14 protein-coding genes, 1 other RNA gene and 1 pseudogene are annotated in these 14,481 nt (G+C 71.0%); 7 read left to right on the top strand and 9 right to left on the bottom strand.

Annotation, left to right across the window (positions count from 1 at the left end):
* The first annotated feature begins 48 nt into the window (after window positions 1–48).
* Together OOK41_RS11120 and OOK41_RS11115 are read left to right on the top strand one after the other, a co-directional pair.
* Window positions 49–486: a hypothetical protein gene (locus OOK41_RS11120; protein ID WP_117669037.1), complete on the top strand. Its 438-nt coding sequence runs from the start codon at window positions 49–51 to the stop codon at window positions 484–486.
* Between the two features lie 329 nt (window positions 487–815).
* Window positions 816–2,324, top strand: coding sequence for a SulP family inorganic anion transporter (locus OOK41_RS11115; protein WP_266264391.1), 1,509 nt, complete (start codon window positions 816–818; stop codon window positions 2,322–2,324).
* A 25-nt stretch (window positions 2,325–2,349) separates the two neighbouring features.
* Here the strand turns inward: OOK41_RS11115 and OOK41_RS11110 are convergent, their stop codons facing one another.
* Window positions 2,350–2,841 carry a nuclear transport factor 2 family protein gene (locus OOK41_RS11110; protein ID WP_266264389.1) on the bottom strand — a complete coding sequence of 164 codons (492 nt, stop codon included), beginning with the start codon at window positions 2,839–2,841 and terminating at the stop codon, window positions 2,350–2,352.
* A gap of 113 nt (window positions 2,842–2,954) precedes the next feature.
* Here OOK41_RS11110 and OOK41_RS11105 point away from each other — a divergent pair, with 113 nt between their 5' ends.
* On the top strand, window positions 2,955–3,326 hold the full coding sequence (locus OOK41_RS11105; protein ID WP_117669039.1) for a DUF4259 domain-containing protein: 372 nt from the start codon (window positions 2,955–2,957) through the stop codon (window positions 3,324–3,326).
* A gap of 71 nt (window positions 3,327–3,397) precedes the next feature.
* Here the strand turns inward: OOK41_RS11105 and OOK41_RS11100 are convergent, their stop codons facing one another.
* From OOK41_RS11100 to OOK41_RS11085, 4 genes are all read right to left on the bottom strand, one after another.
* A complete protein-coding gene (locus tag OOK41_RS11100) occupies window positions 3,398–4,132 on the bottom strand; it encodes a VOC family protein (RefSeq protein ID WP_266264386.1) in 735 nt (244 codons plus the stop codon).
* A gap of 273 nt (window positions 4,133–4,405) precedes the next feature.
* On the bottom strand, window positions 4,406–5,032 hold the full coding sequence (locus OOK41_RS11095; RefSeq protein WP_266264384.1) for a class I SAM-dependent methyltransferase: 627 nt from the start codon (window positions 5,030–5,032) through the stop codon (window positions 4,406–4,408).
* Between the two features lie 193 nt (window positions 5,033–5,225).
* Window positions 5,226–5,891 carry a hypothetical protein gene (locus tag OOK41_RS11090; RefSeq protein ID WP_266264382.1) on the bottom strand — a complete coding sequence of 222 codons (666 nt, stop codon included), beginning with the start codon at window positions 5,889–5,891 and terminating at the stop codon, window positions 5,226–5,228.
* 166 nt (window positions 5,892–6,057) lie between these two features.
* Window positions 6,058–7,050 carry a YafY family protein gene (locus tag OOK41_RS11085; protein ID WP_266264379.1) on the bottom strand — a complete coding sequence of 331 codons (993 nt, stop codon included), beginning with the start codon at window positions 7,048–7,050 and terminating at the stop codon, window positions 6,058–6,060.
* Between the two features lie 67 nt (window positions 7,051–7,117).
* Here OOK41_RS11085 and OOK41_RS11080 point away from each other — a divergent pair, with 67 nt between their 5' ends.
* Window positions 7,118–7,669, top strand: a complete 552-nt coding sequence (locus OOK41_RS11080; protein ID WP_266267778.1) for a DinB family protein — start codon at window positions 7,118–7,120, stop codon at window positions 7,667–7,669.
* Between the two features lie 300 nt (window positions 7,670–7,969).
* Here the strand turns inward: OOK41_RS11080 and OOK41_RS11075 are convergent, their stop codons facing one another.
* Entirely contained in the window at window positions 7,970–9,289 is a 1,320-nt protein-coding gene (locus tag OOK41_RS11075) for a low temperature requirement protein A (protein WP_266264377.1), read from the bottom strand.
* 202 nt (window positions 9,290–9,491) lie between these two features.
* Window positions 9,492–10,718 (bottom strand): low temperature requirement protein A, encoded by a 1,227-nt coding sequence (locus OOK41_RS11070; protein ID WP_266267777.1) that lies wholly within the window; start codon window positions 10,716–10,718, stop codon window positions 9,492–9,494.
* 132 nt (window positions 10,719–10,850) lie between these two features.
* Here OOK41_RS11070 and OOK41_RS11065 point away from each other — a divergent pair.
* Window positions 10,851–10,992 (top strand): annotated as a pseudogene (locus OOK41_RS11065) (IS5/IS1182 family transposase); the annotation flags it as partial.
* Between the two features lie 274 nt (window positions 10,993–11,266).
* Here the strand turns inward: OOK41_RS11065 and rnpB are convergent.
* Window positions 11,267–11,684, bottom strand: an RNA gene (gene rnpB / locus OOK41_RS11060) — RNase P RNA component class A.
* 189 nt (window positions 11,685–11,873) lie between these two features.
* Here rnpB and OOK41_RS11055 point away from each other — a divergent pair.
* Window positions 11,874–12,635, top strand: a complete 762-nt coding sequence (locus tag OOK41_RS11055; RefSeq protein ID WP_117669050.1) for a sulfite exporter TauE/SafE family protein — start codon at window positions 11,874–11,876, stop codon at window positions 12,633–12,635.
* Between the two features lie 53 nt (window positions 12,636–12,688).
* Here OOK41_RS11055 and OOK41_RS11050 read toward each other — a convergent pair whose 3' ends face one another.
* Window positions 12,689–13,921, bottom strand: a complete 1,233-nt coding sequence (locus tag OOK41_RS11050; protein ID WP_117669051.1) for an MFS transporter — start codon at window positions 13,919–13,921, stop codon at window positions 12,689–12,691.
* Window positions 13,922–13,974: 53 nt separating this feature from the next.
* Here OOK41_RS11050 and OOK41_RS11045 point away from each other — a divergent pair, with 53 nt between their 5' ends.
* Window positions 13,975–14,451: a MarR family winged helix-turn-helix transcriptional regulator gene (locus OOK41_RS11045; RefSeq protein ID WP_266264374.1), complete on the top strand. Its 477-nt coding sequence runs from the start codon at window positions 13,975–13,977 to the stop codon at window positions 14,449–14,451.
* Window positions 14,452–14,481 lie beyond the last annotated feature (30 nt).

Genomic DNA, 14,481 nt, shown 5'->3' with positions numbered 1-14,481 from the left:
CGTGGACGCGCGGTCGCGCGAGCACGCGTACCGGCCTGGGGGTGAGCGGTGCAGCGCAGACTTGTCGCCCTCGCCCCGCTGCTCGCCTGCGCGCTCCTGCTGCACGTCAGCTTCGCCTGCCGCTCGCCGCTCACCACGACCGCCCAGGGACCCGTCGCGGCGCACGCCGCCGCGACGCCCGAGCCGGAGACGGCGGCGCACCCTGGGCGGGTGACGCTCGAAGCGCGCCCGGCGGTGGCGACGCTCCACGCACGGACCGACCGGTCGCCGGCGGGCACCGTCGTGGCCGGCTTCGACGGCAAGGCGTGCGGGTCGGTCACCCGCTCCGGCCGGGGCGCCCAGTCGACCGACCGCCGCGACAGCGTGGCGCAGGTGACGTCGGCACTGCCCGACACGCACCTGCGCCGGGACAACACCGCCGACGGGCGTCCGCTCACCGTCGACGCCGGCCCCGACCCGGTCCGGCTGAGCATCCTGCGCTGCTGAGCGCCCCTGTGCCGCTGACGCGCCCGCGCCGCTGGGCGCCCCGCGTCGCTGAGCCTGCGCCGCCGAGCATCCTGCGCCGCTGACGGGCCCCGCTGCTGACGGGCCCCGCCCTGGGGGCGCCCATCGCAGCCACCCGCCCGCCGTCCGGTCGACGTGGCGCCGGTCCGGGCGGCGACCTCGCCCGGCCACACCGGAGCGGTCCCCACGCACCGTCGACCGCCGACCACCCGCGCCGTCCGTCTGTGTACCGCCGACCCCGGCGGTCGCCGGGCCGGCGGCGGGCACGGTGGTTCACCCGTTGCCCTCCCCAAGCCTCCCGGACGTGAATCATGCTGGCTCCCGCCCTGCCCTGGCGCACGCTGCGCGCCGACCTGCCCGCCTCCCTCGTCGTCTTCCTCGTCGCGCTGCCGCTCTGCGTGGGCATCGCCGTCGCCTCCGGCGTACCCGCCGAACTGGGTCTGGTCACCGGAGTGGTCGGCGGCCTGGTCGTGGGGTTCATGCCAGGCAGCAGCATGCAGGTCAGCGGCCCGGCGGCCGGGCTGACCGTGCTGGTCGCCGAGGCCGTGGACCGCTACGGACTGGCCGGCCTCGGCACCATCGTGCTGGTCGCCGGGCTGCTCCAGGTCGGCCTCGGGCTGCTGCGGCTCGGCCGCTGGTTCCGGGCCATCTCCGTGGCCGTGGTGCAGGGCATGCTCGCCGGCATCGGCCTGCTGCTCATCGCCGGCCAGCTCCACGTTCTGGCCGGTGGCACCGCGCCGCACTCCGGGCCGGGCAAGTTCACCGCCCTGCCCGGGCTGGCAGGTGACCTCGTCACCTCCACCACGGCCCAGCTCTCGGTCGCCGTCGGCGGGGCCACCCTTGTGACCATGGTGTTCTGGGACGCCCTGCCCGGCCAGCTGCGGACGGTCCCCGGCGCGCTGGTCGCCGTCGTCGGGGCGGCCGGGGTGACCGCCGCGCTCCGGCTACCGGTGGACACGATCAGGGTCGAGGGGCTGATCGAGGCGGTCCGGCCCTCGCTCGGGGACCTGGGCACGCTGGCGGACCTGGGCGTGCTCGCCACCATCGCGACGTTCACCCTGGTCGCGTCGGCGGAGAGCCTGTTCAGCGCGGCGGCGGTCGACCGGCTGCACCAGGGCCCACGCACCGACTTCGACAGGGAACTGGTGGCGCAGGGCGCGGGGAACACCGTCTGCGGCCTGCTCGGCGCGCTGCCGATGACGGCGGTCATCGTGCGCAGCTCCGCCAACGTGCGGGCCGGCGCGCGGACGAAGGCGTCCCGGGTGCTGCACGGGGTGTGGCTGCTGCTGTTCGCCGCCGCCGCGCCCGGCCTGCTCGGGCTGATCCCGCTGCCCGCGCTGGCCGCCGTGCTCGTCCACGCCGGGGTGAAGCTGCTGCCCCTGCGGGCGGTGCCGGAGCTGTGGCGGGGGCACCGGGGCGAGGTGGTGGTGCTGGCGGCGACCGCCGGGGCCATCCTCACCACCGACATGTTCGTCGGCGTGCTCGTCGGCCTCGGCCTGGCCATCGTGAAGACGGCGTGGGAGACGTCCCACGTGCGGGTCACCGTACGAGACGGCAGGGCCGGGCCGATCGACGTCGCGATCTCCGGGAACGCGACGTTCCTGCGGCTGCCCACCATCCTCACCACGCTCAACGGGCTGCCGGTCGACCGGGCCGTACGGCTGGACCTGCGCGGGCTGCGGCACGTGGACCTCGCCTGCCGGTCGGCGCTGGACTCGTGGATCGAGACGCACAACCGCAACGCGGGGGTGTCCGTGCAGATCGTCGCGCCGCGCCCGGCCGAGGACGGCCGGCCCCGGACGGTGGACGCCAGCGAGTGACCCCGTCCCGTGGCCCGGGCCGCGCTCAGGCCGGGCTGATGTGGGCCGCCACGATCCGCCAGCCGTGCTCGCCGTACGTCCACGTCCGGGTGTACCGGAGCCTCGCCGTGACCGGGGCCCCGCCGAAGGTCCCCGTCACCCGCCCCAGGAAGAACGTCACCCCGGTCGCCCCCTCGACGATCAGGTCCAGCTCCTCCTCCACCAGCTCGTCGACGACGGAGGTCCGGTCGCGGTGGGCGGCCAGGTCGTCCTGCTTGGTGAACCTGTTCCCGTCCGGGCCGAAGGCGATCAGGCGCTCGTCGAGCAGCCCGTCGAGGGCGGCCACGTCTCCCGCCCGTTGGGCGGCCTGAAGCCGGCGTTCGGCGTCGAGCAGCTCGGCCTCACGCTCGCTGTCCGGCATCGTGCCCTCCTCCTCGGGACAGAGCTCGTGGGCGGTCCGGCCGCTGCCCGACGCGCTGTCGCTCGTCCGCCGGGCGCGGCCCGTCCCGGGCTCACCGATGCCTCGGGACGACGTCACGACCCTATGCGAGTCACCCGGCCGGCACCGGACAACCGGCGGGCGGGGAGAAACGGTCGGTGGGGTCTGGTTCAATCCCGGTCGGATTCGAGTGCGGAGAGGGTGCGGAGAGCATGGGAACCTGGGGCAGCGGGAACTTCGACGACGACACGGCGGCCGACCACCTGTCGGACCTGACCAAACGACTGATCGCCGAGGTCACCGAGGCGATGTCTGGCGACCCGTCCTGGATCGAGCCGGACGACTACTGGGGCGTCGTGGTGCCGTGCAACCTGGAGCTGCTCCACCTCGTCGCGCGGCAGAACTACGCCGGCGCCATCCTGCCCGATCCGGCCACCATCGCCGCCTGGAAGACCCGGTACCTGGAGGTCTGGGACGGGGCGATCGACGACCTGGAGCCCGGCCCGGAGTACCGGGCACAGCGGCGCGAGGTCCTCGTGCGGACCTTCGACCAACTGGCCGAGCTGGCGATCAGCGAGGGCTGACGAACCGCACCGGCCCTGGGATCGGCGATGATCGCGACCTGCTGAGTACCCCCCGCCGGACACTGGCCGCGCTACCGGGGCGTCAACACACAGAACTCGTTGCCATCGGGGTCGGCCATCACCACCCGACTGACCTCGCCCTGGCCGATGTCGACTCGGGTCGCCCCGAGGGAGAGCAGACGGTCGACCTCCGCCTGCTGATCACCGTGCACAGACGGAGCGAGGTCGAAGTGCAGTCGGTCCTTGCCTGTCCTCGGCATCAGCGGTGGACCACCCCACGTGATCTTCGGACCGCCGAGCGGTGAGCGGATCGCGGTCTCCTGGTCCTGATCCCAGACCAGCGGCCAGCCCAGCGCCTCGCTCCAGAAGTACCCGACCTCCTGCGAACCGTCGCAGGCCAGCGCTCCGACGAATCCGCAGTCGGCAAGGAAGTTGTTGCCCGGCCCGACGACGCAGAACTCGTTGCCGTCGGGGTCGGCGAGCACCACGTGCCCCTCCTCCGGGCGTTGGCCGATGTCGATGTGCCGTGCGCCAAGTCCCAGCGCCCTGGCCACCGTCTGCTGCTGGTCCTCCAGGGAAGTACTCGTCAGATCGAAGTGCATCCGGTTCTGGCCGACCTTCGGCCGCCGGGTCGGAAGAAAGCGGATTCGGAACCCGGTGTCATCACTGGGCAGGAGCGCGACACCGTCGTGTGGATCATCGGCCGCCTCCCAACCCAGGACCCCGGACCAGAACCGTGCGAGACGCAGAGGTTGGCTCGCGTCGAAACTGATCGCGAACAGTTGACAAGTCATCCCTCTGCCCATCTCCGATCCACTGACTGACCGCTGTCGACAGGGCCGCCTACCAGCTCGTCGAACGGGAGCCTAAGGGTGAGCCGGCGTCCCCCGCACCCAGGTTTTCGACGGCAGCCCCGGCAGCACCCGCGGCATCAGGTATCGGCTACCTGTCGACCGGTGCTACGCGCCAGCAGCCGCCCACGGGAGTCGACCTGATCGGCGGCCCGGAGTGCGACCATCCCGTCCGGATCGGTGAGCACGACCAGGGTGCCACGTCGACGATCGCCACCTGCTGACGGATCAGCTCGCCGGTCGTCGCGCCCAGAACAGCGTGTGCCCGCTGGCGCCCTCGGGGACGAACTCCTCGGCGGTGATCGTCAGCCCGGCCCGCCGTAGCCAGGACCGGTAGGTGGGGGCGTCTGCGTGGCTCCACCACATGGCGGCGGGACCGTCGAGCCAGGCGTTCTCGGTGCCGGTCCAGGCGGTGTGGCCGACGGTGGTCAGCAGCCAGCCGCCGGGGCGTAGCCACGTCGCGATCCGTTCGACCAGACCCGGCTGGTCGGGCAGGGGCATGTGGATGAGGGCGTAGAGGCAGACCACGGCGTCGAACGACTCCGGTGCCAGGTCGAGCCGGGTGGCGTCCGCACGCAGGAAGGTGGCGGTGGGCACCAGGCGGCGGGCCCGTTCGACCTGCACGTCGCTGATGTCGACGCCGGTGACCTGGTGTCCGGCGTGGGCGAGGAAGCGGGCGACCGGCACGCCGCAGCCGCAGCCGAGGTCGAGGACCGCGGCCGAGGCCGGCAGGCGCTGGTGCAGGTCGGCGAGCCAGGGCGCGTACTGGCCGTCGTCGGCATCGTCCGGGCGGTAGTGGTAGGAGAGCGCGTCATACCCTCGTCGGACCAGGTCCCGCTCGTCGTTGCCGCCCATCCCGGTGAGTCTACGATTCCCGGGGTCGGTTGCCGGTCCCTCGCGCCAGCCGGGCCTTCAGTCGCCGCCTGACCAAGGGACGTCTCGTAACCCGGTGGCCGAAGAAATGAGACTCAGCAGTTGGTAGCCACCGGCGCCGCGTGATCCTGATCAATTTAATCGGTGTTGTCGCGACGATTGTTGTGCTGGCCTGTCAGACAGGGGCATCGGTGTGGCCGGTCGCCACGAGCTGGTCGCCATCGAGCCGGTAGGCGGCGGTACGTCGGATGACGTCGACCGGCGACGACGGGTCGTCCGGACGCATCAGGAACGTCACCATCACCTGCCGTCCACTGATGGACACCTGCTCGACCGGCGTCCGGTCACCGATCTCGGTCATGGTCAGATACGCCGGCCCGGCGTTGGCATTGCGGAAGACCGCGAGCTGCCAGAACTTGCCCGTACCGCCGCCGTCCATCAGCACCGGCACCACCGCGTCGGCGGCATCGTCCCCGGTCAGCTCGCCGACCGCGCACGGCCACTGCAATTGGACGACCACACCGTCCTCGCCGGACCAGAGCCCGTCGGTCAGTCGGATCGGGCTGTGATAGCCGTTGTACGGCTGTCCCGCGCTGCCCAGCCACGCGGTCTCCAACTGCTTGCAGGTCAGCGGCTTGGTTCTCACCGGCGCGGTGCTGTGGTTGGTGGGCGCCGCAGTTCTCCTGTCGGCGGGGGCGTCATCCGCGTCGGCGGCCCGGCTGCCCGGGCCCGAGGTGGCGCCCGCAACCCGCTCGTTCTCGGCCGGACTCTCGTCGCCGGCACCACAGGCCAACCCGGTGACCAGGGCAATCGTCAGCAGCGGCAGCAGGGTCCTGCGCATCGGAGGTCCTTTCTCGGAGCGGGCCGCAGCGTAGTACGGCTCCGCCAACGTCGGTCCACATGCGGGCCGACGTCGCTCCTCGCCACTCAGGTGGCAGGCTGCTCAGAGCCCTGGTCGCGACCCTGGATCGGTGGGCGACGGACGAGTCGACCGGTACGCCGGTGCGCTAGGTGGCACGGTCTGGCGTCGGTCCCGGTGCCTGCGTCACCGAGGCCAGGTGTGCGCGGTGCAGCCGATCGGCCAGCACCTTCAGCTCCTTGACCAGTTCGGCGGGTTCGAGTGCGGTGAAGTCGTGGCCGAGCAGGGCGAGGTGCACCGCGATGAGCGTCACCGAGTCCGCGCCGGTGGTGAGCAGGCAGTTCCTCTCGTCCACCGTCTCGACGATGCCGGTCGTGGGTGGAAAGCGCTCCGCGACCACGTCGGCCGGGGCGTGGATCAGGATGCGGGCACGGAAACGGTACGGCCCGGCTGCGACGGACTCCGAGACGAAAGCCGCAGCGTCGGGTGGGTCGCGGGGAGTGAAGCGAGCCCCGGTCGACCGGGGGTCGTCGATCCGGTCCACCCGGAACGTACGCCAGTCGTCGCGCGTTTCGTCGCGCGCCACCAGGTACCACCGGCGGCCGGTGTGCACCAACCGGTGCGGCTGCACCGTGCGGACGCTGGCGGCGCCGTCGCGGCTGCGGTACCCGAAGGTGAGGCACCGCTGGTCCTGGCACGCCTCGGCGATCACGGTGAGCGTGTCCGGGTCAACGGTGGGCGCCTGGCCGACCAGCGGCACGGTGGCCAACCGCAGGGCGGCCGTGCGCTGGCGCAGCCGGGCCGGGAGTACGCGTTCCAGCTTGGCCAGCGCGCGTAGCGAGCTCTCGGCGATGCCGGTCACGGTGTGGCTGGTCGCGGTCCGCAGGCTCAGCACCACCGCGACCGCCTCCTCGTCGTCGAGCAGCAACGGCGGCAACGCCAACCCTGCGGCGAGCTGGTAGCCGCCGGCCACGCCGGGCGTTGCCCGGACCGGGTAACCCAGGTCGCGCAGCCGGGCCACGTCACGGCGCAGTGTCCGCACGGTGACGTCGAGCCGCTCGGCCAGCTCGGGACCGGCCCACTCCCGCCGTGACTGCAGCAACGAGAGCAGCCGCAGCAGGCGGGCCGACGTGTCGAGCATGAATCAAGCTTGCCAGACAACGAGGACCGAATCTGTCCGCAATTGCCCGTAGCGTAGGGGCATGAACATCGACTGGAACGAGCAGCTTGCCGACCAGTTGGACTGGCACTGGCACAACCAGCTACGGCGCCGGCTCGACGGGTTGACCGACGACGAGTACGGATGGGAGCCCGTCGCGGGATCCTGGAGTGTACGACCGCGCGCGGAGTGCCGCACCGAGGCCGCGCACGGCTCCGGCGAGTACGTCATCGAGTACGAGTGGCCGGAGCCGAAGCCGCCACCCGTCACGACGATCGCCTGGCGGCTGGGCCACGTCATCGTCGGCGTCCTCGGCCAGCGCAGCGCCGCCCACTTCGGCGGCCCACCGTGCGACTACGACAGCTTCGGGTACGCCGGCACGGCAGACGACGCACTCCGACAGCTCGACGAGGCGTACGCCACCTGGATCAGGGGCGTACGAGAGTTGGGCGACGACGGGCTGGTTCGCCCCTGCGGGCCGGCCGAGGGGCCGTACGCCGACTCTCCGCTGGCGATGCTCGTGCTCCACATCAACCGGGAGATGATCCATCACGGAGCCGAGGTCTGTCTCCTCCGGGACCTCTACCGAGACCGGAGGTAACCGCAGCGGCATACCAGTTCCAGGTGACGCAGGACGGCGCCGACCCGCACCCGCTCGCCGACTGGTGGGCCGAAACGCTCGGGTGGATTCACAATGGATCGCTCGCCTGGAGGGAAGGTGCCGCGATCCCCGGGCTGCCTTGAGCGCCACATCGTCTACACCACCCTGGTCGCCGACTTCGCTGCCCTGACCACCTGACCTCCATGAGGGCATCGGGATGGCAACGAGTGGGGGTGCCGGTTGCGGCATTCAAGGTGATCCGCCGGCCACACCCAAGAAGGGTCCTGCCCGCCATCGCGGTCAGGGACGCGTTGGCCGCTCTGACCAGAGGCTTCCGGTCAGAGCGGCCTCGCGCAGTTCCTTACGCTGTCCGCCGGCGAGGATGGCCTCCGTAATGACCATGCCGACACAGATGGTCGCCAGCAGGCCGAGCGCTGCCACCGCCGGGAACTGGTTGGCGATCGGGATGATCCCCGCCAGCAGCGCCGCGGTGGTCAGTCGTGACCAGATGATCCTTCTGACCAAGCGCGTCATCCGCAGTTGGAAGCCGACGTGGGAGAGCAGGAACAGGGACACCCCACCGTAGAGGGCGTAGAGGCCGAGACCTGCCAGCGGCACGGACGCACGGTGCAGTTCGTTGTGTTCGATGATCGCCACCACCTTCTCCAGACCAAGGGCGAGCAGCATGATGCCCGCGATCATCGGCAGATGCAGATAGGTGTAGGCGTCACGGGCGGCGGCAAGCCGGCGCTGGACAGGTTTGACGATCAGCGTGCGTTCCGCAGCGATAGCCACGACGTCGAAGTATGTCCAGCCCAGTGCGGCTGCGATGACGACGGCGAAGGCGGAGGCCGCGACGAGCCCCCCAGTCATCGGCACACGGCTGCTGATAAGGCCAACCGCTATGAGCGACTCGCCGAACGCGACGAGCACGATGAGGCCATGCCGCTCCGCCCAGTGCCGGACCGAGACGACCTGCCACCCCCACGACCGCATCAGCAGGCTGCAGCCATAGTCGATGGCGATGGCGAGCATCCAGAGACCGGTCTGGCTGCCCTTGACCATCCCTGGGTCGTGAAACAGTCGCTGCGGCACGACGGCGGCGGCGGACAGCAGGACCGAGGCGACGAACAGTGGCACGGCGACCCGCAGGACGATGCGTGGCCCCGTGCCGGGAACGGCGTGCCAGCGCAGCGCCAGATGCACCAGCCGGACGACCACGAAGCACGCGACGAACACCAGCGGCCCGGAGATGGCCGCACCCGGGAGATCGGTGAACGCCTGCCGAGCCGCCACCGCCATCACGAAGGTGATCATTGCCACGGCCAGCAACGCGATCCGGATCAGCCCGGTCCGGGCCTGGAGGGTGTTTCCCAACCAGGTGTAGACGGACCATGTCCACCACAGCAGGGCCAGCACAAGCATCGCGTTCAGCATGCCGTGGCCGGTGAAGTCGTCGCCCATCAAGGAGGTGACCTGGATGAACGCGAAGACGAACGCCAGGTCGAAGAAGACTTCCACGGTGGACACGCCGGTGCCCTCACGCAGCCAGCGCGTACCGAGCGGTGCCCGCGCCGAACTGCGATCGGATGCTTCATCCCCACCCACCACCCGATACATCTTGGCAGCCGGCCACACCGGCGGTGGTCGAATCGGCGTAGAGGCTGTGTGCTCCAGTGGAGGTCGACAGAACATGACGCGGTAGCCACGCCCGACTGGTGCGTCGTGGTGAGTTGACCGATGAGGCGTGGGTGGTGATCGCCCCGCTGCTACCGGAGCCTGGCGGTGCGCGGGTCCGTGGACCTTTTGCGGACTGTCCCCACTACGCGGCCGGGGACGGGGCCTCCGGTGGGCGGCCAGCGGCGTGTCGAGCGTCCGAGACGGCTACGCCGAGCAGCACCACGGCAGCGGCTATGGCGGCGAGCAGTGGCGCCCCGGAGACCAGCCACAGCGCCAGCATCAGCACAGCCAGAGCGGCGATGCCGACGACCCGGCGCAGGGCGAGCCGGTCAAAGACGATCCGTTCCAGCCGAATGCGGCCGATCAGGAAGACCGCCGGCCCACCGAGGATGACCGCCAGCCATGCCAACTCGGACCGCCCGCCAGGATGCGCGAGCACGATCTCCGAGCCCGCCGCGACGGCGAGGATGCCAAGCACCATGAGCACATGGGCCACGCCAATCGTCCCGCCGGCAACTGCCCGGTTCGACGACATCGCGACAGCCTCGGCCAGCACCTGGCCAGCGCGATAGAAGTAGATCCGCCACATCAGCACGGACGAGAAGAATGTGATCACCAGGGCAACCGTTGCGGCGAGCGTGGCGGGGTGGTTGGCGTAGGTGAGGCCTATTGACACCACCGTCTCGCCGAGCGCGATCAGCAACAGTTGCTGGTAGCGCTCGGGGAGGTGGCTGCTGTTGGCCATCGCCCACCCGCTGGCCGGTGGTCGGCGCATGCCGGGTATCGGCCAGTTGAACCGCGCCGCGACCAGGTCGACGGTGATGGCGATCAACCACAGGGCGACCCGGCTGGATCCCTGTATCACCGCTCCGGCGAGCCAGACTACGCCGGAGACGCTGGACCAGATGGCCAGGCGGGTGTAGAGCGCCCGTATCGCCTCGTGCTCTCGCAACAGCGGCCGGAGCAGCAAGGGGCGTCCGATGTGCAGCAACACGTACACGACGGCGAAGGATTCGCCGCGTGCCTCGAACTCGTAAGGCAGGGACGTCGCCATGATCAGCAGGCCGAACGCGCTGACCAGGACCAGCAGCTGAATCCAGTGGTTGCGGCAGTCGAACCGGCTGGTGATGTACGTGGTGGTCGTCCACAGCCGGAGCAGCGGCAGGGCCAGGACGACCGTGTTCGGCAGCGACAGCCAGTGCAGGCGGACGTTGTTGGAGAGCAGGTCCGGCACTATCCGGCTGACGACCCCGAGCAGCGCGAAGACCAGCACCAGGTCGAAGAACAGCTCCAGGAAGCTGGACTGCCGGGCGTCCTCCTCGCTGCGCAGGATGCCCCCGGCCCGCGCCGGCTCCGACGTTCGTCCCATCCGACCATGGTCGCGTGATGACTGCCTTGTGCGCGCCGATTCCGCCGTTTCATCGACCTGGTTGATGACAGCGATGAAGCTGGCGCGAGCCAGGTACCGGAGCACACCTGTGCCGATCCGTCTGCGTTCGTGAGCACCCAGCTGCGCAACGTCGTAGAGCGCTGCTTCAACCGGCTCAAACAGTGGCGTGAGCCCGACGACCCGATACGCCAAACGCGCATCCCTCTACCGGGCCAGCCTCGTCGTGATCGCCGCCGTCAGCTGGCTTCCATGATCGACAGGACAGGGCTAGTTGCCACCGAGTAACCGGGTCGCGGCACCAGTTCCACCGCCAGGACATACCCGGCCCTCTCCCGCAGCCCCCACGCACCAGTTCCGGAGAGGCCTCACGACGGCGCGGCCCGCCCGGCCGGAAGCAAGGCCACTGAGTCCACTCCCAGTGCGTTCTCAGGCGTCAAACGCCGGCCAAGCTTGACCAAGAACGACCATCGACACCCGAACATAGAGCCAGCTCAGAGCCTTGATCGCGGCTCTGAGCTGGTAGGCGACGGACGAGTCGACCTGTACGCCGGATTCTGTGCCCGGCGCGTACCCCTCGCGGGGTTCGCGCCAGCGGCGGCCATCCATCTAGGCCTGCCGTCGCCGACAGGCTCGTGCGGCCTACCCGCAGACATCGGGCGGGCAGCCCTCAAGCGTCTGCGCTGGGTCGTCATCTTGCGGTGACGGCCCGTTTTGGCCTTGCTCCGGGTGGGGTTTACCGAGCCATCCCGGTCACCCGGGATGCTGGTGGGCTCTTACCCCACCGTTTCACCCTTACCGTCCCCGTTTGGGGCCGGCGGTCTGTTTTCTGTGGCACTGTCCCGCGGGTCGCCCCGGGTTGCCGTTAGCAACCACCCTGCCCTGTGGAGTCCGGACGTTCCTCGGCGACGGGCCGGAGCCCGTCGACGCGACCGCCCGGTCGACTCGTCCGTCGCGTCATCATCCTAACGACGCGGCGGCCTCGACTATTGCCGACCCTCACCCGCCATTGATCCACACGATGTCAGGGATGTTGGGGGTTGGCGGGGCTGGGACGCCGCCGTGTGCGTGACATGAAGTGGATCAAGGCCAGGGTACGGGGGCGGGGGCGCCTCGCGGGTACTAGCCTCGGGGATCATGGACGTCTCCCACGCCGCGCTCCTGGTCACCGCCGGCCTCGCCGCGGGCACGGTGAACGCGGTGGCCGGGGGCGGTTCGCTGATCACCTTTCCGGCCCTGATCGCGGTCGGCCTGCCGCCGGTGCCGGCGAACGTGAGCAACTCCGTGTCGGTCTTTCCCGGGTACGTGGCCAGCGTGGCGGGCAGCCGGACGGACCTGCCGCGCGGGCGGGCGCTGTGGCTGCTGCTGCCGACCACCGTCGCCGGCACGATCGTCGGGTGCCTGCTGCTGCTGGCCACCCCGGCGCGGGCGTTCGAGCTGGTGGTGCCGTTCCTGGTGCTCGGGGCCACCGCCGTGCTCGCCTTCCAGGATCCGCTGCGCCGGCTCGTCGGGCACCCGGCCGACCTGGCGCCGCGCCGCCGTACGGTCACCGTGCAGGCCATGGTCGCCGTCGGCGCGGTGTACGGCGGCTACTTCGGCGCGGCGCTCGGGGTGATGCTGGTGGCCGGCCTGGCCCTGGTGCTGGACGCGACGCTGGCCCGGGTGACGGCGGTCAAGAACCTGCTCTCCGCCACGGTCGGGCTGACCACGCTGGTGATCTTCGCGCTGTTCGGGCCGGTGAACTGGGCCGCCGTGGCGGTGGTCGCCCCGGCGGCGCTGGTCGGCGGGTACGTGGGCGCGCGGCTGGTCCGCCGGCTGCCGCCGGTGGTGTTGAAGACGCTGATCGTGGTCTTCGGCACCGGCATCGGCCTCTACCTGCTCTGGCGCGCGCTGCGCTGAGCCCGCGACCGGTGCCGACCGGGGGCGGGCCCGGGCACGGGCTCAGCGGCGGCTCAGTACGCCTCGCCGACCGGTTCCTCCGGGGTGTGCTCGGCGCCGGCGGCGGCCCGGTTCCACCGGGACCAGAGGACCCGCTCGCCGTAGCCCGCGGCCATCACGTGGGCGAAGGCGAGGTAGACCAGCACGCCGACGGCGAGGACGCCGAAGCCGACCCAGAACGGCAGGGCGAGGCTGTGCTCGGCGAGTTTGCCGGCGATGATCGGGGCGGGCGCGGCGGCGCCCCAGCGGACCAGGTTGAACGCGCCGGTGGTCACCCGGCGGTCGCCGGAGCCGAGGCCGAGCGCCAGGTCGGTGAGGTTGGCGTTGGCCAGGCCCATGAACAGGCCGGAGATCACGAGCACCACCAGCGACATGGCGGTGCCGGTCGAGGTGGCGAACAGGACCATGCAGACCAGCAGCCCGGCGATGGCCACGCCGACGGTCTGCACGGCGCCGATGCGGTGGGCGAGCCGGTGGCCGATCACCAGGATGCCGGCGGCCAGGCCGAGGCCCCAGCCGGTGAACGCCAGCCCCAGCGGGACGACGTCCAGGCCGAGGAAGAGCGGCGTGTAGCCGAGCACCACGAAGAAGACGAAGTTGTACGCGGCGGTGACCACGCACAGCGTGACGAACGCGGGCTTGCGGTAGGTCGAGAAGATCTGCCCGACGCGTACGGGCGCCTGCCGGTTGGCCGGCTCACGGAGCTTGCGGGACGCGATGGCCAGGGCAAGCACCATGAACACGCCGCAGACGAAGAACGGCAGCCGCCAGCTCACCTGGCCGAGCAGGCCGCCGATCAGCGGGCCGACGGCGAAGCCGAGGCCGAGCGCGGCCTCGAAGAGGCCGACCACCCACTCGCGGTCGTTGGCGAGGTTGACCAGCACCACCATGGCGGTGGCGAAGAACATCGCGTTGCCCAGCCCCCACACGCCGCGCAGCACGGAGAGCTGGACGATGTCGTTGCTGAACGAGGCGAGTATGGCGGCCAGGCCGACCACCGAGACACCGGTGATCAGCACCAGCTTGAAGCCGAACCTCCCGCTGGCCAGGGTCGCGGGGATCATCCCGACGGCCATCACCGCGATGTACGCCGTGAACAGCAGCTCGACCTGCCAGGCGGTGACCCCGATGGCCTCGCCGATGGCGGGCAGGATCGGGTCGACCACGGCGATGCCGGCGATGGCGAGGAAGGCCACCAGTGTGGTGGCGTAGATGGCACTGCGGTTGGGCTCGGTACGCCGATCCACTCCGCCTCCCAGATAGCTGTATTCTACAGTTAATTCCGTTGTATCATACAGGCATGAGCGACGACCACACCACGGGAAGCGGGCCGGACGAGACCGTCCTCGGGCGGATCGAGACCGAGGTGGCGATGCTGATGCGCCTCGGCGAGGCGACCCGACGGGCCACCGGCAGCGCCGAGCACCGGGTGCTGGACCGCGCGGCGTACGTGATCCTGCGGCACCTGGCCGCGGCCGGGCCGCAGAACGTCTCGGCGCTGGCCGCCCGGCTCAACCTGGACGGCTCCACCGTCACCCGGCAGGTCGCGGCGATGCAGCGGGACGGCCTGATCGACCGGGCCCCCGACCCGACCGACGGCCGGGGCACGATGATCTCCCCCACCCCGGCCGGGCTGCACCGGATGGCCGCCGTGCGGACGGCCCGCACCCGGCTCTACGGCGACATCCTCGCCGACTGGACGCCCAGGGACCGGGACACCCTCGCCGACCTGCTCGCCCGGCTCAACCGGGCGCTGGAGAACCGCACCCGCCGCTGAGCCGGCCACCCCCCTCCCTGCCCGCCGAGC

This window comes from Micromonospora sp. NBC_01655, assembly GCF_026339755.1.
GTDB lineage: Bacteria > Actinomycetota > Actinomycetes > Mycobacteriales > Micromonosporaceae > Micromonospora.
The sequence above is the reverse complement of the archived record's forward strand: the minus strand, read 5'-3'. Positions and strand labels throughout refer to the sequence as shown.

Coding starts and splice junctions, on each gene's coding strand:
- OOK41_RS11075 (WP_266264377.1), bottom strand. CDS start 9,289: ATGTATCGGGTGGTGGGTGGGGATGAAGCATCCGATCGCAGTTCGGCG.
- OOK41_RS11090 (WP_266264382.1), bottom strand. CDS start 5,891: ATGCGCAGGACCCTGCTGCCGCTGCTGACGATTGCCCTGGTCACCGGG.
- OOK41_RS11055 (WP_117669050.1), top strand. CDS start 11,874: ATGGACGTCTCCCACGCCGCGCTCCTGGTCACCGCCGGCCTCGCCGCG.
- OOK41_RS11105 (WP_117669039.1), top strand. CDS start 2,955: ATGGGAACCTGGGGCAGCGGGAACTTCGACGACGACACGGCGGCCGAC.
- OOK41_RS11070 (WP_266267777.1), bottom strand. CDS start 10,718: ATGGGACGAACGTCGGAGCCGGCGCGGGCCGGGGGCATCCTGCGCAGC.
- OOK41_RS11100 (WP_266264386.1), bottom strand. CDS start 4,132: ATGGGCAGAGGGATGACTTGTCAACTGTTCGCGATCAGTTTCGACGCG.
- OOK41_RS11085 (WP_266264379.1), bottom strand. CDS start 7,050: ATGCTCGACACGTCGGCCCGCCTGCTGCGGCTGCTCTCGTTGCTGCAG.
- OOK41_RS11095 (WP_266264384.1), bottom strand. CDS start 5,032: ATGGGCGGCAACGACGAGCGGGACCTGGTCCGACGAGGGTATGACGCG.
- OOK41_RS11045 (WP_266264374.1), top strand. CDS start 13,975: ATGAGCGACGACCACACCACGGGAAGCGGGCCGGACGAGACCGTCCTC.
- OOK41_RS11115 (WP_266264391.1), top strand. CDS start 816: ATGCTGGCTCCCGCCCTGCCCTGGCGCACGCTGCGCGCCGACCTGCCC.